Raw genomic sequence first — 16941 nt, 5'->3', positions numbered from 1 at the left:
GTTCTAGAACATTAAATATATTGGAATTTAGAATCTGGTAACCAATTGAGCGCGATCATTTTCTTGTCAGAGAGAAAGCGAGGCGAACATGTTGGTTGGTTCCGATTTTCAAAAACGCATCCTCGGATATGGTCTGATGACGGCCGAAATCCTCTACAGGATTCCCGATCATCCCAAGGTCTTGCAGAGTTTTCTATGGCAGACCGAGGATCTTGCGCCGCATTTCCCTGAGCTGAACAAATTTCTGGTGTTTTGGGAAAAGGAAATCGAGGCGCGGATCCATACGGTTCGTGTCGCGCATCAGGGTCTTCTTGAGCCCGTCGACTATCGATATGCGAAGGACCAGATCTGCGTTCACTGATGCGTCAGCTGATTGCTATCTGCGGCCGATCAGGCCCAGACCCGCGCCGTCGCGCATGACCGTGCTGGCCTGGTCGGTGAAGCTCGTCCCGTTGTCCTCGTGGATGATAAACCCGGGCAGCAATTGAAGCGGCGCCTTGCTGCCGCGCACCCCACGCAAGAGAATGCGTGTGGCGGCGAGACCTTGCCGCGGATGCAGCGGAATAATGTCGACTGCGCCAAACCGGCTTTGAACCACGTCCAGAAGTTCAGGCAGGCCGTCAGCGCGAAAGACGACGGTCAGGCTGCCGCCGACTTTTAGAACATCGGCCGCTGTGCGGATCCATGGTTCGACCCCGCGCTCATCCAGCATATGGGCGTCTGCGCGGGCTTCATCGGGTGATGCGCGAAAGCGATCCGCTTCGTAATAGGGCGGATTGACGATCACGTGGTCCGCCATGTCGGAGGTCAGTCCGGTTTCATGGCGTATCTTGCCCTTGGCCGTAATATCGGCGTCCATCACCTTGATCCGATCCGCGAATGCCTTGTTTGACGGCTCGTCGATGTTCCGCCGGGCGAGGGCAAGCGCAACCGGATCCACATCGACCAGGGTGACATTGACGTTCGGGAGTCTCGCGGCTGCGCACAGGCCAGCCGTTCCGACCCCGGAGCCCAGATCCACCACATGCCCCTTCGTGCCGTCCGGCAAGGCGGCGGCTAGGTAGACTGCATCGAGGCCAGCCCTGTGGCGGCCCTTGCGCGGTTGGTAGACATGGACTTTCCCACCCAGGAAGGCGTCGTGCGTTGTATCCAAGGCTTGAAGACTATCGAGGTCGGGTTCGGCTGGTGTGTCAGTCATCAGGACGAGGCATTGTTTTCCGGGCGCAACTCATGCGTAAGGCCTGCGTCGACAATGAGACGTCGTGCCATGGTCATCTGATCGGCATCGACCAGAACACGCCGTGGCAGCATTCCCAAAGACCCTTCCAGAACGCTCATGTTGCCATCTGCGACAAAATGCTTGATGCCGGCCTCGTTGAGTAGTGATTCCAGAAAGGAAATCAGCACAGGATCGTTGGTTCTTACCAGTTCTTCCATTGACGCTCGCACTCTCTTCAGGGGCTGACCGGACAAATCATACAAGCAGACCTAATAAAATGCGCTCCTGAAAGCATTTCAACAGTTTGTCAACTGATTGCTCCCTTGCCGGAAGTGCATTCGCGCCATATTGTCCGCTCAACTAAACACAGGAGTGCCTTTGGTGGCCGTGGTCGCATCCTTGTCCGAAAACAAGACCCTTCAGCCCTCAGTCCAGTCGCTGGTCGATCTGGTCTCGGGCGGTATGGAGCAAGTCAACCAGATCATCTTGTCGAAGGCCGGGTCGAATGTCGATTTGATCCCGGAAATCGCCAAGCACCTGATTTCATCAGGGGGCAAGCGGTTGCGCCCGATGCTGACACTCGCCTGTGCCGACATGTTCGGCTACCGCGGCGAGGGTCATGTCACACTTGCCGCCAGCGTGGAGTTCATGCACACGGCGACACTTCTGCATGACGATGTTGTCGATGAGAGCGACATGCGCCGCGGCAAACTGGCTGCGCGCAAGGTGTGGGGCAATCAGGCCAGCGTTCTGGTCGGCGATTATCTGCTCGGACAAGCCTTCAAAATGATGGTCGATGTCGGGTCGCTGGAGGCGCTTCGCATTCTTTCAGAGGCTTCTGCAATCATTGCGGAAGGTGAAGTGCTGCAGCTCGGTGCTGCCAAGAATATTGGGACCACCGAAGCCGACTATCTGCGTGTTATCGAAGCTAAGACCGCTGCGCTGTTTGCGGCTGCTGCCGAGGTGGGGCCGGTGATCGCAGGCGAGAGCGCCGATATGAAAGCCGCAGCGCGCAGCTACGGAATGGAACTTGGCCTCGCGTTCCAGCTTGTCGATGATGCTCTGGACTATGGCGGGTCGAGTGCCGACCTTGGCAAGGACATCGGCGACGATTTCCGCGAAGGCAAGATCACACTGCCGATCGTCTTCGCGGTTGCGCGTGGTTCAGACGAAGACCGAGTGTTCTGGCGTCGTTGTCTGGAAAGCGACGGAATCGAGGATGGCGATCTGGAGCATGCGATTGAGCTGCTGCGCAAGTATGATGCTATTTCAGACACGGTCCAGCGTGCAAAAGACTATGGCGACGGCGCTTTGAAGGCTCTGGACAAGCTTCCTCAGGGTGCGCATGCGGATGCCCTGGCAGAGGCGGTTGCCTTCTGTATCTCACGGGTCAGCTGACAATCAGCGTTCAGGTCACAGAGTTCGAAGAAGCCACCCACCAGGCTGGGTGGCTTTTTTGTATGCGTGCCGCCAGAATTTCCTCTTCGCCACTTCGGCATAGAGCAAAGCAGGTGGCGCCTGAGCCGGACATTCGGCTCAAGAGTGTTTCAGGTTCGCCTGACAAGGCCGCGATCACTTTGCTGATTACAGGGCATAGACGCTCTGCCGTCGACTGCATGTCATTCCGGGTCTCTTCCAGATAGCTGATCAATGATGTCAGCGTCTCAAAGCCTTCTAGAAGGTCCGGAAGGCCAGCGTTGTCACGACTTTCCAAACCTTTGAAAATCGCGGGTGTGGAGACCGCGATGCTCGGGTTCACAAGGACAATGCCAAAATCGGGTAGTTCGGGCAGAGGCGACAGGCTTTCACCGATCCCCTTCATGCGAACTGCTGTCTGGTCCAGGCAGACAGGCACGTCTGCGCCCAGTTGAAGGGCAAGTTTTTCAAGCTCTGGTCGTGGCAGTGACAATCCCGAGATCTCTCTCGCGAGCCTCAGCGCTGCTGCTGCGTCAGCCGAACCACCACCAATGCCTGATGCAACAGGCAGGTTCTTCTCGAGGGTCAGGGCGAGTCGAGGTTCAGGTTGGCTGCAAGCGGCGGCCAGACTGCGTATGGCCTTGAGAACAAGGTTGTCGCTGTTCGGGGCGAGGCCGACGGAGAAAGGGCCGGTGATTGTCAGACTGGGCGTCTCTGCTGTTTCCGCGTAAAGCCTGTCGCCGATGGCGGGAAAGACCACAAGGGAATCCAGCAGGTGATAACCGTCGTCTCGCCGGCCGGTGATGTGAAGCGCAAGATTGACCTTTGCACGGGCAATCTCGCCCGTGCTGCCTGACATGGAGGGGGCCGTCATCGCCGTTGATCAGCCGCCGTTTTTGGTTTCTGACGCCTTGGCTTCGTCGGTCGCTGGCGTGTCGGAGAGGCCATTTGCGATCTTCTCGAGGATCTTTGGCAGCTCGTCTTCTTCAGGGTCCAGATCACGTGCGTGGTTCCACTGGAATCTGGCCTCGTTGCGACGTCCGACCTTCCAGTAGGCATCGCCGAGATGATCGTTGATGACGGGGTCCGACGGGCGGAGTTCGATCGCGCGCTCCAGCTGAACCACTGCATCTTCATACCGGCCGAGGCGATAGAAAACCCAGCCGAGGCTGTCGACGATATAGCCATCGGTCGGACGCAGCTCGACGGCCTTCTCGATCATGTCCAGAGCTTCGTCGAGCTTCAGGCCCTGATCGACCAAAGAATATCCGAGATAGTTCAGCACCAGCGGCTGGTCTTCAGACAGTTCGAGCGCTTTGCGGAAGTCGGCTTCCGAGCTTTCCCACTTGTCGAGCCGTTCCCGACAGATGCCGCGGAAATAAAACAGCAGCCAATGCTCCTGACCAACCTCGGGAATCGTGGCGAGGCCTTTGGTGTAAATTTCCTCGGCTTCCTCGAACATCTTGTGTGTTCGCAGGACATTGCCGAGCGAAATGATGGCTTCCAGCTCGGAAGGGTCTGCAGCGATAAGGGCGCCAAGATGGTCCCGGGCCTCGTCAATCTGTTCAAGGGCGTTGTAATTCAGTCCAATCTGGATTTCCGCGTCACGCTTGAGAGGCGAGTCAACCGGTACCTGCTTGAGAACGGCAATCGCGCGTTCCGGTTGGCCCATGCGCTCGAAAAGACCGCCAAGGGCGACGGCTGCAAATTCGGCGTTCGGATCAAGATGCAACGCCATCTGCAGATACGCGGTGGAGAGCTCCTCCGCGCCATCGCGACCAATTGCAGATCCGAGACCATAAAGAATTTCCGACATACCAGCTGCAGGTGTCGCGACGAGCGGCTCAAGCGGCCTATCGGCTTCAATTTCAGCCTTGGTATGGTCAAGCAGGGGATGCCCGCGCAGAAGTCGGTCGTATTCCGCAAGGATTTCAAGCGCATCGTCCTTGCGGTCGTTGGCAACGAGAATGCGCGCATAGGCATCAATCACGCGGATCGCGCCGCGGTCCTGCTTGTAGGCTTCCTCAATCTGCTCGAGTGCCTGTTCGTTACGACCGGCGGCATAGGAAATCAGGGCCTGATGGGTGGCCTTGAAGACCTCGAACCATTCGGGGCCCTTCAACGCATCGATGGCCTTAAGAGCATCGTCGGTTTGTCCCGCGCCCTGGAGCGCCCAGGCTCTTGAAATATCCATGGAAAGCTGTGCAAGGGGGCCTGCGCGGGTTGGGGCGAGGAGTGTGATCGCTTCGCCATATTGGGCGCGTGCGACAGCGTCTGCGCCGCGAGCGAGCCTGGCGAGAAAGTTCTGAACGCCGAGCCGTTCCAGCTCGGTTGCATAATTGACCGCTTCGACAATGTCGCCATTGGCGAGCTTCAGGATAAAGGTCCGTTCCAGAAGCATTTCATTGTCGGGGTCGGCGACAAGAGTTTCCTGGAAAAATGCCGCTGCGAAGGAGAAATCGTTCTCAAGCCCAGCGAGCCGTCCCGCCAGGTAGCTGCCAGAGAGTGTGATCGGCAGATCCAGTGGTGTGCCGTAATGCGGCGTTTGGTCGCCGTGAGTGTCGGCCAGTGCGTTCAGTGAAAGCGGGAGTTGCGCCGTGAAAAGCGCAATAGCTGTCGTCAGCGCTAGGCGCTTTAACCGGGACTGGTCCGGCTTTGCCCTCAGGGCAGCCTTGTTGCTTGCGCTGGTCAGTTTGGTCATGGCACCTCGCATCCGTCCGTCGCTCTATAACGACGCGGTTATTGTTTGCGTTCGACAATGGCGTCTTTAAGGCCGTGCGGCAAGTGAAAGGGGATCAAAGATCTGTTGGCTCATTTAAATCCATTTGATTGCTGCTGTTCCTTGATTCCATCAATTTTGCCCAGCTTCCCCTAGGGTCTCCGCCTAAAAAATAACTTGAGTCCTTTGAACTGCCATAGCAGGTATGTGCAGCGCACAAGGCTAGGTGCAGCGGCTGGGCGCAGCAAAACTGAATACAGGTGGAGACGACCAGATGACCAAATGGGTCTTTAATTTCGGTGATGGCAAAGCAGATGGCGCAGCCGACAAACGAAACTTGCTTGGCGGCAAGGGGGCAAACCTTGCGGAGATGAGCAACCTCGGCTTGCCGGTTCCTCCTGGATTTACGATCACTACCGAAGTCTGCACCTGGTATTACGATCACGACAATTCCTATCCGGACGATCTTCGTGCCCAGGTCGAGGCAGCGCTGGAACAGGTCGGAAGCATTACGGGCCGCCGCTTTGGCGATGAGAAGGCTCCCCTTCTTCTTTCGGTGCGCTCGGGCGCCAGGGTGTCGATGCCCGGCATGATGGACACGGTTCTCAATCTCGGTCTCAACGACGTGACGGTGAAAGCCATTGGTGAAGAGGCGGGCGACATGCGCTTTGCCTACGACAGCTACCGGCGGTTCATTCAGATGTACTCCGACGTGGTCCTAGGTGTTGATCACCACGAGTTCGAAGAGATCCTCGAAGAACACAAATCCCTCAACGACCTGATGCTCGACACCGAGATCACTGCAGACGACTGGGTTGGTATCATCGAGAAGTTCAAGACGCTCGTTGAAACAGAACTTGAGACGCCGTTCCCGCAGGATCCTCAGGTTCAGCTTTGGGGCGCGATCGGCGCTGTGTTTTCCTCCTGGATGGTGCCGCGGGCGAAGACCTATCGCCGTTTGCACGACATCCCCGCAACCTGGGGCACTGCCGTCAACGTGCAGGCGATGGTCTTTGGCAATATGGGTGAGACCTCTGCAACCGGGGTCGCCTTCACGCGCAATCCCTCTACCGGAGAGAAGGCGCTTTATGGCGAGTTTCTGGTGAATGCGCAGGGTGAGGATGTGGTCGCCGGGATCCGGACGCCACAGGATATCACCGAGAAGGCGCGTCTTGAGGCCGGGTCAACCAAACCGTCTCTCGAAAACCTCATGCCGGAGTGCTTTAACGAGTTTCAGGCGATCTGTGATCGCTTGGAAGGTCACTACCGCGACATGCAGGATCTCGAATTTACCATCGAGAAGGGCAAGCTCTGGATGCTGCAGACCCGTGCCGGCAAACGGACGGCGAAAGCGGCTCTGAAAATTGCGGTCGACATGGCTGCAGAGGATCTTCTCACAGAAGAGGAAGCGGTTCTGCGCGTTGAACCGGCGGCGCTTGACCAATTGCTGCATCCAACGATCGATCCGAAGGCAAAGCGCGATATTGTTGCGACAGGTCTACCCGCTTCGCCTGGTGCTGCCTGCGGTGCCATTGTTTTCACGTCCGATGAAGCGGAAGAAGCAAAGACCGCTGGGCGCAAGGTAATCCTCGTTCGCGTGGAGACCAGCCCGGAAGACATTCACGGCATGCATGCGGCTGAGGGCATTTTGACAAGCCGTGGCGGCATGACCTCTCACGCGGCCGTCGTGGCGCGTGGCATGGGCAAGCCCTGTGTGTCGGGAGCAGGAATGCTCCGGATCGACTATCGTACCGGCACTATCGCGGCAGGTAGTCGTATCTTGAACAAAGGCGATGTGATCACGGTCGATGGCGCGACCGGTCAGGTGCTCTTTGGTGAAGTCGACATGCTTCAGCCTGCGCTCTCGGGGGACTTCGGGACCTTGATGGGCTGGGCCGACAAGGTTCGCCGCATGAAGGTTCGCACGAACGCCGAAACACCGGCGGATGCAAAGGTTGCGCGCGAGTTTGGCGCGGAGGGGATCGGCCTTTGCCGGACCGAGCACATGTTCTTCGAAGGCGAGCGTATTGTTGCCGTGCGTGAAATGATCCTCTCCGAGACGGAAGAGGGGCGCCGTGCTGCGCTGGCCAAACTTCTGCCGATGCAGAGACAGGACTTTACAAAGCTGTTCGAAATCATGAAGGGCTTGCCTGTCACCATTCGTCTGCTCGATCCGCCGCTTCACGAGTTCCTGCCCCATAACGATTCCGATCTTGCTGACGTGGCGAAGGCAATGGGCGTCGACCCGACCAAGCTGCGTGAGAGAGCGCTGTCTCTTCACGAATTCAATCCGATGCTGGGGCATCGGGGCTGCCGCCTTCTCGTCTCCTATCCTGAGATTGCAGAAATGCAGGCCCGTGCGATTTTTGAGGCTGCGGTGGAAGCCGGCAAGGTGACCGGTGACCACGTGGTTCCGGAAATCATGGTGCCGCTGGTCGGCCTCAAGGGAGAGCTCGACCTTGTGCGTGCAAGCATTGAGCAGACCGCCGAAGCAGTTCAGAAGGAAGCCGGCGTCGAACTGACCTATCAGATCGGCACAATGGTTGAGCTGCCGCGAGCGGCGCTCCAGGGCGCGGAAATCGCCAAGTCAGCAGAGTTCTTCTCTTTCGGCACCAATGATCTGACACAGACCACTTTCGGCATCTCGAGAGATGATGCGGCGTCTTTCCTGGGAACTTATCAGGCTAAAGGATTGATCGAGCAGGATCCCTTTGTGTCTCTCGATCAGGACGGTGTTGGCGAGCTGGTGAAGATCGGCGCAGAACGAGGCCGCTCGACGCGCAGCGATATCAAGCTCGGGATCTGTGGTGAACATGGCGGCGATCCGGCGTCTATCCAGTTCTGTGAGAGCGTTGGTTTGGACTACGTGTCCTGCTCACCGTTCCGTGTTCCAATTGCGCGCCTTGCAGCGGCTCAGTCCGCCTTGAACGCCAAGGGGTGAGCCTTGCAGACCGGTGACCTGAGACGGATGGATACGGGGAGGCGGTGAAATGCTGCCTCTCCCCAGTCTGGTTGAACTCAGGCAAGCTGGAAAACGAGCGCTGTCACGGCTTCTGACACGTATCGAAACCTCGTCGTCCGATCCTGAGGTTGCGGCCTTCCTGGATGAGGCCTGCCGCTGTGAGGCCGGAATGGTCCTTGGCCTTACCGGCCCTCCCGGCGTTGGCAAATCCACATTGACGGATGCGCTTGTCCGCCAGTCTCGCGAAGCGGGGAAGCGGGTTGCCGTTTTGGCGGTCGATCCGTCCTCTCAACGGACTGGAGGAGCGCTGCTGGGGGACCGGACGCGCCTTCAAACCGATCCAGACGACCAAGAGGTCTTTGTGCGCTCGATGGCGGCTCGTGATCGCTTGGGCGGCCTTTCAGATCACGCGATCGCCGCAATCGCAATGCTGCGATCTGCCTTTGATCTGGTGATCGTGGAATCAGTCGGAATTGGTCAGTCCGAGGGTGATCTTGTCCATGCCTGTGACACGTTGGTCCTTTGCATTCAGCCAGGGTCCGGCGACAGTCTTCAGTTCATGAAGGCCGGGATCATGGAACTTCCGGACGTGGTGACAGTAACCAAAGCCGATATGGGGCCAGCTGCACGGAGAGCGGCTTCGGATGTCGTTGGCGCTTTGTCACTGGCGCAGCCCGAGAGCGATCAATGGAATGTTCCGGTGTGTGAAATTTCAGCACGATCCGGAACGGGAATTGACGATCTCATACGGGCGATCGAGCAACACAAGCTTTTTTTGAACCAGAGCGGCAGACTCTTGCGGAGACGGACGGTTCAGCATGAGCATTGGTTCAAGGATATGGTTCGAACCCGCTATGGTACTGCCGGGCTTGAAATTGTGAATTCAGATCCCAGCAGTCGATTTCTGGCGGACGCCTCCGGCGCGCCGTTCTCGAGCTATTGTGGATTTGCAAGGTCGATCGAACAGCGGTTGGTTGATGAGCCTTCAAGATAGTGCACCCAGATTGTCCTAAGCCTTGGCGAGCTTCAGCGGCAAATTTGGCTGCTGCTCTTCGTTTGCCGCCGCAGCCATGGCCCGCTTCATTGCACGGTCGTCCAGGAATTCGGCCAGGGCCTCGTCGGCGAGAGGCCGTGAGATGTAATAGCCCTGCATCCTGTGGCAGCCGTTGTCCGCAAGGAAGCCGATCTGATGCCCGGCCTCAATGCCCTCGGCGACAATGGTCATTCCAAGAGCCTGACCCAGCTGGATGATCGATGTCAAAATGGCTTCGGCCTCGAGGCTGTCATCCATGTCCGAGATGAAGTCGCGATCAATTTTCAGGGTGTCGAACGGGAATTTCCGCAGATAGCTGAGGCTTGAGTAGCCAGATCCGAAATCGTCGAGCGCAATCTTAACTCCGCGATCCTGCAGGCGCTTCATGGAGTTTAGAATGGTCATGTGTTGGCCGGCAAAGACACTTTCAGTGACCTCGATTTCCAACCTGTTCGGCGCGAGGTTGAAATCATCCAGCGTTTCCAGAATCATCTCGACGAACCGTGGATGCTTGAACTGGGTGGGAGACACGTTCACCGACACCAGAAGGTCAGGCCACCGATGAGCATCTCGGCAAGCCCGGCGCAAGATCCATTGGCCAAGATCGTTTATCAGGCCGGTTTCCTCGGCGAGCGGAATGAAACTGGAGGGAGAAATCGTTCCCATCTCAGAGTGTGTCCATCTTGCGAGTGCCTCGACAGCAATCACTTCGTTCGCGTCGGCATCGCATTGGGGCTGGTAGGCGATGTCCAGAGAGTCATTGTCAATGGCCCTGCGCAGTTCCCTGGACATCTTGTCCTTGGTCTGAACGCTCTCCTGCATGGAGTTGTCAAAGAATGACCAACGGCCGCGGCCGTTCTCCTTGGCGTCATAAAGTGCGATGTCGGCCTTGCGCAGCAGCTCACCGGGATCGGTGCCATCACGGGGCGCAAGCGCTGCCCCCATGGAAAGGCTTACGAACAATTCGTTGTTGTCTATGCGTATCGGTCGGACCATCTGATCCTGAATGCGCGCCAGGATTTGTTCGACTGACTGCTGATTGTCGCAATCGGCCAATAGCATGGCAAATTCGTCGCCGCTGATGCGTGCGATCACTCCACTTTTGGGGGCAATGGCCTTCAATCGGCCGGCGACGGCACAAATGACTTCGTCTCCGGCGGCGTGACCGAGCGTATCATTGATGTCCTTGAAGCGATCAAGGTCGATATAGACGACGGCGGAACCGATCGCTTCGTCTTGCGTTTTCCTGAGAGCCTCGCTGAGCAACGCCGAAAACTGCTCGCGGTTCGGCAGGCCCGAGAGGGAATCGTGGCTGGCAGTATGCACGGCTTGGGCCTGACTGCTTGCCAGCCGGCGCGTCGTCTGCCGGGTAAAGTCGATGACGCCGATCGTCAGCCCGACGATGGCCAGAGCGAGGATCAGCAGCACCGGAGCGACACGGCCAAGCATGTCTGTTCCTGGCTTGTTTGGCCGCCATTGCAGATTGCCGATGACAACGCCTTTGGGCGAGCGCAGCTCGGCAGTGGCGAGTCGCGGGAGCAGTCCAGCGTGTTCCGTAAATCTCAAGTCGGCAAGACCGGAAATCTTCGCGATCTTGGCAAGGGCCTCGCTATCGAGCCTGTCGAAGCTGACAAGCACGGCCGGAGGTCTGCGCACCGCTGTGATCGTATGCACTTCCTGTGTGATCGCGGCTGCACTGAAAAAGTAAACGTGAGCGCCCATGCGCACCAGACCCGTTTCCGCAAGGACACGGCCGTCATTGGTCTGGTCCTGCGTGAAGCGATAAAGGCCGGACGGCGTGCGTTGAAACGATGTAATGTAGTGGGCACGCGTTCTGGCGATTGCGGTCGAAATCTGATTCAGGATCCCTGGCGTCATCCAGTCGCGGTTCAGTTTCTCGTCATAGGTGAAAACCGGTTCGAGGGCCCTATCGACGATCAATGCACGGGAAAAACCGTAGGTGGATTTTAGCCAGTGTCCGATGTTGCTATATAGCCAGGCGTGGTCGAGTTCATCACCCACGGTGTTGAAGTAGGCTTGGTCCCAGACCACGGTGCCAACCTGTTGCCGTGCCATCTGGTCGAACTTGAGCTTCAATGCACCGTTGAGCAGCTTTCGCTGACTGTTCTCGGCACTTTCATCGGAAATCTGCGAGGACCAGATCATCAGTCCGCAGACACAGGCAACGGCGAGAACAACGACCGCGATCATCGGAATGATGATCGCATTCGCAATTTTGCCACCGGACCCTTCCGCCACCACTTTCATTCAACGCTCCCAGCTCACTTTGCGGCAGTATCCACAAGAGCTGTTAATGAATGCCGGAGAAGTCTGGTTAACAGAGAATGACAGAGAGAAATTTATCCAGAAAAAAGGTTGTCAGCGCTTGATATCTCGCGTTTTCGTTGAGTTATGTTCAAGTCTTTGTGGTTCTAGATCAATTGCAGCCCGCGAAAGCTCACCTGGCCTTCTCTGCCCACGATAATGTGATCGTGAACTTCGACGCCAAGAGGTTTTGCGATCTCGATGATCTGCTTTGTCATCTGGATATCGGCGCGTGAGGGCGTTGGGTCGCCCGATGGATGATTGTGAACGAGAATGATGGCGGTGGCAGAGAGTTCGAGGGCGCGGCGAATGACTTCGCGTGGATAGACAGGCGTATGGTCCACCGTTCCAGTCTGCTGCACCTCGTCTGCCAGGAGGCCATTGCGTTTGTCGAGGAAGAGTATTCGAAATTCCTCGACCTCAGAAAACGCCATTGCAGTGCGAATATAGTCAATCACCTTGGACCAGGATGAAAGCGGTGCACGGGTGTCGACTTCACCACGTGCAAAGCGCAGTGCCGTGGCTTGCGCGAGCTTGAGGGTATCAATGACTTTTTCCCCGACACCCTCGACTTCCTTCAGTCTCTTGCGCGGAGCCGCCAGAACGCCGGAGAAGGACCCGAACTTGCCAATGAGCGCCTTGGCAATGGGTTTGGTGTCCCGGCGTGGGATGGCTGAGAACAGGAGAAGCTCGAGTAATTCATAATCGGCAAAGCCGTTCGGGCCATGATCGCGGAAGCGCTGGCGTAATCTTTCTCTATGGCCCTCGTCGTCCGACTTCTTCGATTTGTCGGGCTTTATGGCCTTTTCTTCAAAACCGTCCGGCGTTGCCGCCATCGGCATTGGTCTCCTGCGTTTTAGTACTCCAGCGGCCTGGCCTTATTCTTTCGAAAGACCAGGCGTGTGGAGGCCGGAAGGGGAGAGGGTGAAGATCTCGCAGCCATCTTGGGTAATGCCGATGGAATGTTCGTATTGTGCTGAAAGAGAACGATCCCGTGTGACTGCGGTCCATCCATCGCCAAGGACTTTGACCTGAGGACGTCCGGTGTTGACCATCGGCTCAATGGTGAAAATCATGCCAGGCTTCAGTTCAACGCCTTCGCCCGGACGTCCGTAGTGAAGGATGTTCGGTGTGTCGTGGAAAAGCTTGCCAACGCCATGGCCGCAAAAGTCACGTACGACAGAGTAGCGGTGGCTTTCTACAAAGGTCTGGATCGCTGCGCCAATGTCGCCGGTGGTGTTGCCTGGCTTGGCCGCTTCGATCCCCAGCATCAGCGATTCATACGTAACCTCGAGCAGCCGTTCAGCTTTACGGTTGATCTGGCCAACCGGATACATGCGGCTGGAATCGCCATGCCATCCATCAAGAATGAATGTGACGTCGATGTTGACGATGTCGCCCTCGCGCAACGGCTTTTCATTCGGGATGCCGTGACAGACGACATGGTTGATCGATGTGCAGGAGGACTTGGTGTAGCCGCGGTAGTTCAGCGTCGCTGGAAGAGCACCGTGTGATTCTCCATAGGCGAAGACGAAGTCGTCGATCTCCTGGGTGGTCACGCCGGGTTTCACCATCTGTGCAAGTTCATCAAGGCAGGTGGCGGTCAACTGGCCGGCCTTTTTCATTCCGACAAAATCGTCCTGATCGTAAATGCGGACCTGACCGGTGTTTTTCAATGGGGCTTCAGCGGCGTCGATATAGGTGACCATGAACTTTCGTTGCTCTTTGTCGTGGGCCTGAGGACGCGACAGGATAGATAATCCGCCGTCAAAGCGTCCGGCCTTGAAATGGGCCTTTGCAAGATTGTTACCTTCCCAAATATCGCCTTGTGATGCGGAATGCTAGAGGTGCGGTAAAAGGCTTTTAAAAACGTGGTGAGGCGACTTGCGGTTTTCTGGGCCAAAGGGTACCCAGATGTTGAATGCGGGCGTGGCGAAATTGGTAGACGCAAGGGACTTAAAATCCCTCGGCCTTAGGCTGTACGGGTTCGAGTCCCGTCGCCCGCACCAGGCTTTCGAGAGCCGGAGATTGGCAAATGCAGCTCTTCAGTGTAGGGAAGAGCCTCGAGCGTTCCGCAAACGGCAACGCTGACGATTTGTAAATTTCAAGATGCGGGGCCCAAGACGCCCCGCCGGAACAGCGCAGCCGCCGGGAAGCATCTTTTTGATTTCACTCCGTCCAGTCCTCAATGTCCTGGGATTTCTGTATGTCGGGCTTGCCACCGCCATGCTGATTCCTGCGATCGTCGATGTCGCCGCCAAGAATGCGGATTGGCAGGCCTTCGTATTTTCGTCGCTTCTGACGGGGCTCGTGGGCATGCTTCTGTCGATTGCGGTCGGGGGATCGCTGTCGAAGGGGCTCGATACGCGCCAGACCTTCATTTTGACGACGCTTGCCTGGGCGAGCCTTCCTGCTTTTGGGGCATTGCCGTTTCTATGGCTTGGCATCGGTTATGCGGATGCGGTGTTTGAGGCTGTTTCCGGATTCACGACCACCGGCTCCACTGTCTTGAGCGGCCTCGATAACTTACCTCCGGGTTTGCTTGTCTGGCGGTCGATCATGCAGTGGATGGGCGGCGTCGGGATCATCGTTATGGCGATTGTTCTGCTGCCGTTCCTTCGGATTGGCGGAATGCAGCTGTTTCAAAGTGAAAACTCCGATCGTTCCGAGAAGATCGTCAGCCGATCGGTCGAATTGATCCGGCTGCTTGGACTGGCCTATCTTTTCCTGACGGTGCTTTGCATTGTCGCCTATCTGGCCACAGGCTTTGATCTGTTCGACGCGTTCAACCATGCGCTGACCACGATCTCGACGGGTGGCTATTCCACGCACGACCAGTCCTTTGGCTATTTTAAAAATCCGGCGTCTGGTTGGGTTGCGGTTGCCTTCATGTTGATCGGCGCGATGCCGTTCGTGCTTCTGATCCAGGCGCTGCGTGGTCAGCCGTTGGTGCTCTGGCGTGACCCGCAGGTTCGGTCCCTGGTCGGGTTTCTCGCCATCGTCTCGCTGCTGCTGACCGTGTACCTCGGGGTAAAGATGCGCTTTCCCTTCGATGAGGCGTTGCTGCGCGCGACCTTCAACGTGATCTCCATCGTTACGGGGACAGGGTATGCGCTTGGCGACTACACCGAGTGGGGCCCGCCGGTTATTGGGTTGGCGCTGCTACTGAAATTCGTTGGTGGCTGCACCGGCTCAACAACCGGCGGCATCAAGGTTTTCCGATTTCTGGTGTTTTTCGGTACGGTGCGCGCGCATTTGCGGCGCATGGTGCGTCCGAACCGGGTTATGTCGGAAGAATATGGCGGTACACGCCTGACGCAGGAATTGTCCTTCTCGGTTCTGGCGTTCCTCGTGGTCTATCTCGGCTCTGTTGGCGTGATCACGCTGGCGCTGTCCTTTTTTGATCTCGATCTTGTAACCGCTGTGTCTGCTGCGGCCACGTCGGTCGGCAACGTTGGTCCAGGACTTGGTCCGATCATCGGTCCGGCGGGGAATTTCGCACCGTTGCCGGATGGGGCAAAATGGCTTCTGTCCTTTGCAATGCTCATGGGGCGTCTCGAGCTCTTCACGGTGTTGGTGTTGCTCGACCCGGATTTCTGGTCGCGCTGATTGAAGGTTCTTGTTTCTCTTTTGTTCTCAAGCTAGACAAGGGCCATGAAATTTCCAACTCCCCTTATCAGTGGCCGCCTCATCAAGCGGTACAAGCGTTTTCTGGCTGACGTCATCCTCGACGGGGATGGTTCCGAGGTGACGGCTCACTGCGCCAATCCAGGTTCGATGCTTGGCCTGAAGGAGCCGGGCTCACGAGTTTGGCTGTCGATATCGGACAATCCCAAGCGCAAGTTGAAATACTCATGGGAGGTGATGGAGGCAGACGGTGCTCTTGTTGGTATCAACACCGCCCACCCCAATGGTCTTGTCGAAGAAGCGCTCCGGGCGGGCAAGGTGTCCGAACTGTCGGGCTTTTCCAGCCTTAGACGCGAAGTGAAATACGGCAAGAATTCCAGGATCGACATTCTTCTGGAAGGGCAGGATGGCGCGAAGACCTATGTGGAGGTCAAGAACGTGCATCTGATGCGTGAGGCCGGACTGGCGGAATTTCCCGATTCGGTCACCGCGCGTGGGGCCAAGCATCTCGCCGAGATGTCTGACATGGTCGCCGAGGGCCATCGGGCCGCAATGGTTTTTCTCGTGCAGCGGCCCGACTGCGCCAGACTGTCTCTGGCAGGGGATATTGACCCCAACTACGCGGCTGCTTTTGCAGCTGCGCGGTCTGCCGGGGTCGAAGCCTATGCCGTCGGCTGTGATGTCAGGCTCGACGGCATCGAGGTCGACAAGGTCGTCGAACTCACGGCTTGAATGGGTACCGTCATCGTCTGCTGGTTGAACTCAGCCCTGCAGGACCACGATGTTGGTGCCGTTCGGGACGCGATTGTAGAGATCGATCACATCCTGATGCATGAGGCGAACACAGCCTGAAGATACGGCCTTGCCGATCGAATAGGCCTCGGACGTGCCGTGCAGCCGGTACAGCGTGTCGCGATTGCCCTCAAAGATGTAAAGCGCGCGTGCGCCCAGAGGATTGTCCAGCGCCGGAGCCATGCCTTTGCGGTATTTCTCCAGCTCCGGCTCGCGTTCGATCATTTCCGCCGGAGGTGTCCAGGTTGGCCACTCGCGCTTGTAGGCGATACGGGCCTTGCCGCCCCAGGCAAATCCGGCCCGGCCAATGCCGACGCCATAACGCATCGCCTTGTTGTTCTCCATGGTGAGATAAAGAAAGCGGTTTGGCGTATCGACGATGATCGTGCCGGCGGGGTACTCGGAGCGGTAGTCGACGTATTGACGGTAATAGAGCGGATCGACCTTCGTCAGATCAACAGCGGGTATCGGGAAGCGCTCTTCCGGCATGGCCCTGTACATTTGCAGATATTCGGGTGCGATCCGACGGCGTGCAGGTGGCTGCGCTTCCGGCAGGCGTGGCGACTGGCGGGTGTAACTGGAACAGCCTGCGAGGGCGGCAGCGGAGGCGGTCAGACAAAAGGTTCTGCGTGTCAGGGACATTCGGTGGCCTTGGTGATACGACGGGCGTGGTGGCGGGTGCGCGATTTAGCACACTCTCAAGATGGGTAACGCGGCTGGAGCGAAGCTGTTCCATGCGTTTGATGCGTTGCGTATCAGGAAAAATAAGCCAAGAAGGTGGCAAAGGCCTCAATCCCTTGCATGCTCACGCAGGATTGAAGCCTTTTTTGATTTGTTTTGATTTTCGG

At 57.3% G+C, this 16941-nt stretch carries 14 protein-coding genes and 1 tRNA gene; 7 read left to right on the top strand and 8 right to left on the bottom strand.

The features are described 5' to 3' along the window. Positions 1-88 precede the first annotated feature (88 nt). Positions 89-361 carry a Usg family protein gene (locus ABJZ52_RS03730; protein WP_348186236.1) on the top strand — a complete coding sequence of 91 codons (273 nt, stop codon included), beginning with the start codon at positions 89-91 and terminating at the stop codon, positions 359-361. A gap of 15 nt (positions 362-376) precedes the next feature. Here the strand turns inward: ABJZ52_RS03730 and ABJZ52_RS03725 are convergent, their stop codons facing one another. Together ABJZ52_RS03725 and ABJZ52_RS03720 are read right to left on the bottom strand one after the other, a co-directional pair. Then, positions 377-1198: a methyltransferase gene (locus ABJZ52_RS03725; RefSeq protein ID WP_348187739.1), complete on the bottom strand. Its 822-nt coding sequence runs from the start codon at positions 1196-1198 to the stop codon at positions 377-379. Next, complete coding sequence (locus ABJZ52_RS03720; protein ID WP_348187737.1) at positions 1198-1437, bottom strand: DUF2007 domain-containing protein; 240 nt, start codon at positions 1435-1437, stop codon at positions 1198-1200. Before ABJZ52_RS03720 ends, ABJZ52_RS03725 begins: the two co-directional genes overlap by 1 nt. 244 nt (positions 1438-1681) lie before the next feature. On the opposite strand from ABJZ52_RS03720, the gene ABJZ52_RS03715 reads away from it, so the two are divergent. Then, on the top strand, positions 1682-2617 hold the full coding sequence (locus ABJZ52_RS03715; RefSeq protein WP_348189356.1) for a polyprenyl synthetase family protein: 936 nt from the start codon (positions 1682-1684) through the stop codon (positions 2615-2617). Positions 2618-2627: 10 nt separating this feature from the next. Here ABJZ52_RS03715 and ABJZ52_RS03710 read toward each other — a convergent pair whose 3' ends face one another. Both ABJZ52_RS03710 and ABJZ52_RS03705 read right to left on the bottom strand, forming a co-directional pair. Then, positions 2628-3494 (bottom strand): 4-(cytidine 5'-diphospho)-2-C-methyl-D-erythritol kinase, encoded by an 867-nt coding sequence (locus ABJZ52_RS03710; protein ID WP_348189350.1) that lies wholly within the window; start codon positions 3492-3494, stop codon positions 2628-2630. Between the two features lie 24 nt (positions 3495-3518). Next, positions 3519-5336 carry a tetratricopeptide repeat protein gene (locus tag ABJZ52_RS03705; RefSeq protein ID WP_348189348.1) on the bottom strand — a complete coding sequence of 606 codons (1818 nt, stop codon included), beginning with the start codon at positions 5334-5336 and terminating at the stop codon, positions 3519-3521. 292 nt (positions 5337-5628) lie between these two features. Here ABJZ52_RS03705 and ppdK point away from each other — a divergent pair, with 292 nt between their 5' ends. Next, the gene (gene ppdK / locus ABJZ52_RS03700) at positions 5629-8295 is read left to right on the top strand and encodes a pyruvate, phosphate dikinase (protein WP_348189346.1); all 2667 of its coding nucleotides are present in this window, start codon (positions 5629-5631) and stop codon (positions 8293-8295) included. A gap of 49 nt (positions 8296-8344) precedes the next feature. Beyond that, positions 8345-9310, top strand: coding sequence for a methylmalonyl Co-A mutase-associated GTPase MeaB (gene meaB / locus ABJZ52_RS03695; protein ID WP_348189344.1), 966 nt, complete (start codon positions 8345-8347; stop codon positions 9308-9310). A 15-nt stretch (positions 9311-9325) separates the two neighbouring features. On the opposite strand, the gene ABJZ52_RS03690 is transcribed toward meaB, so the two are convergent. From ABJZ52_RS03690 to map, 3 genes are all read right to left on the bottom strand, one after another. Beyond that, positions 9326-11617 carry a bifunctional diguanylate cyclase/phosphodiesterase gene (locus ABJZ52_RS03690; RefSeq protein WP_348189342.1) on the bottom strand — a complete coding sequence of 764 codons (2292 nt, stop codon included), beginning with the start codon at positions 11615-11617 and terminating at the stop codon, positions 9326-9328. Between the two features lie 164 nt (positions 11618-11781). After that, positions 11782-12510, bottom strand: a complete 729-nt coding sequence (radC, locus tag ABJZ52_RS03685) for a DNA repair protein RadC (RefSeq protein WP_348189340.1) — start codon at positions 12508-12510, stop codon at positions 11782-11784. Between the two features lie 42 nt (positions 12511-12552). Further along, positions 12553-13383, bottom strand: a complete 831-nt coding sequence (gene map, locus ABJZ52_RS03680) for a type I methionyl aminopeptidase (RefSeq protein WP_348189338.1) — start codon at positions 13381-13383, stop codon at positions 12553-12555. Positions 13384-13597: 214 nt separating this feature from the next. On the opposite strand from map, the gene ABJZ52_RS03675 reads away from it, so the two are divergent. The 3 genes from ABJZ52_RS03675 to sfsA all read left to right on the top strand — a co-directional run bounded on the left by ABJZ52_RS03675 (position 13598) and on the right by sfsA (position 16033). Further along, positions 13598-13683, top strand: a tRNA-Leu gene (locus ABJZ52_RS03675). 154 nt (positions 13684-13837) lie between these two features. After that, positions 13838-15283: a TrkH family potassium uptake protein gene (locus ABJZ52_RS03670; RefSeq protein WP_348189336.1), complete on the top strand. Its 1446-nt coding sequence runs from the start codon at positions 13838-13840 to the stop codon at positions 15281-15283. Between the two features lie 45 nt (positions 15284-15328). Beyond that, the gene (gene sfsA, locus ABJZ52_RS03665) at positions 15329-16033 is read left to right on the top strand and encodes a DNA/RNA nuclease SfsA (protein ID WP_348189334.1); all 705 of its coding nucleotides are present in this window, start codon (positions 15329-15331) and stop codon (positions 16031-16033) included. Positions 16034-16063: 30 nt separating this feature from the next. Here the strand turns inward: sfsA and ABJZ52_RS03660 are convergent, their stop codons facing one another. Next, positions 16064-16735, bottom strand: coding sequence for a L,D-transpeptidase (locus ABJZ52_RS03660; protein ID WP_348189332.1), 672 nt, complete (start codon positions 16733-16735; stop codon positions 16064-16066). Between the last annotated feature and the right edge of the window lie 206 nt (positions 16736-16941).

Source organism: Roseibium sp. (assembly GCF_039982295.1).
Classification (GTDB): Bacteria; Pseudomonadota; Alphaproteobacteria; order Rhizobiales; family Stappiaceae; genus Roseibium.
This window is presented reverse-complemented; position numbering and strand designations above follow the sequence as displayed.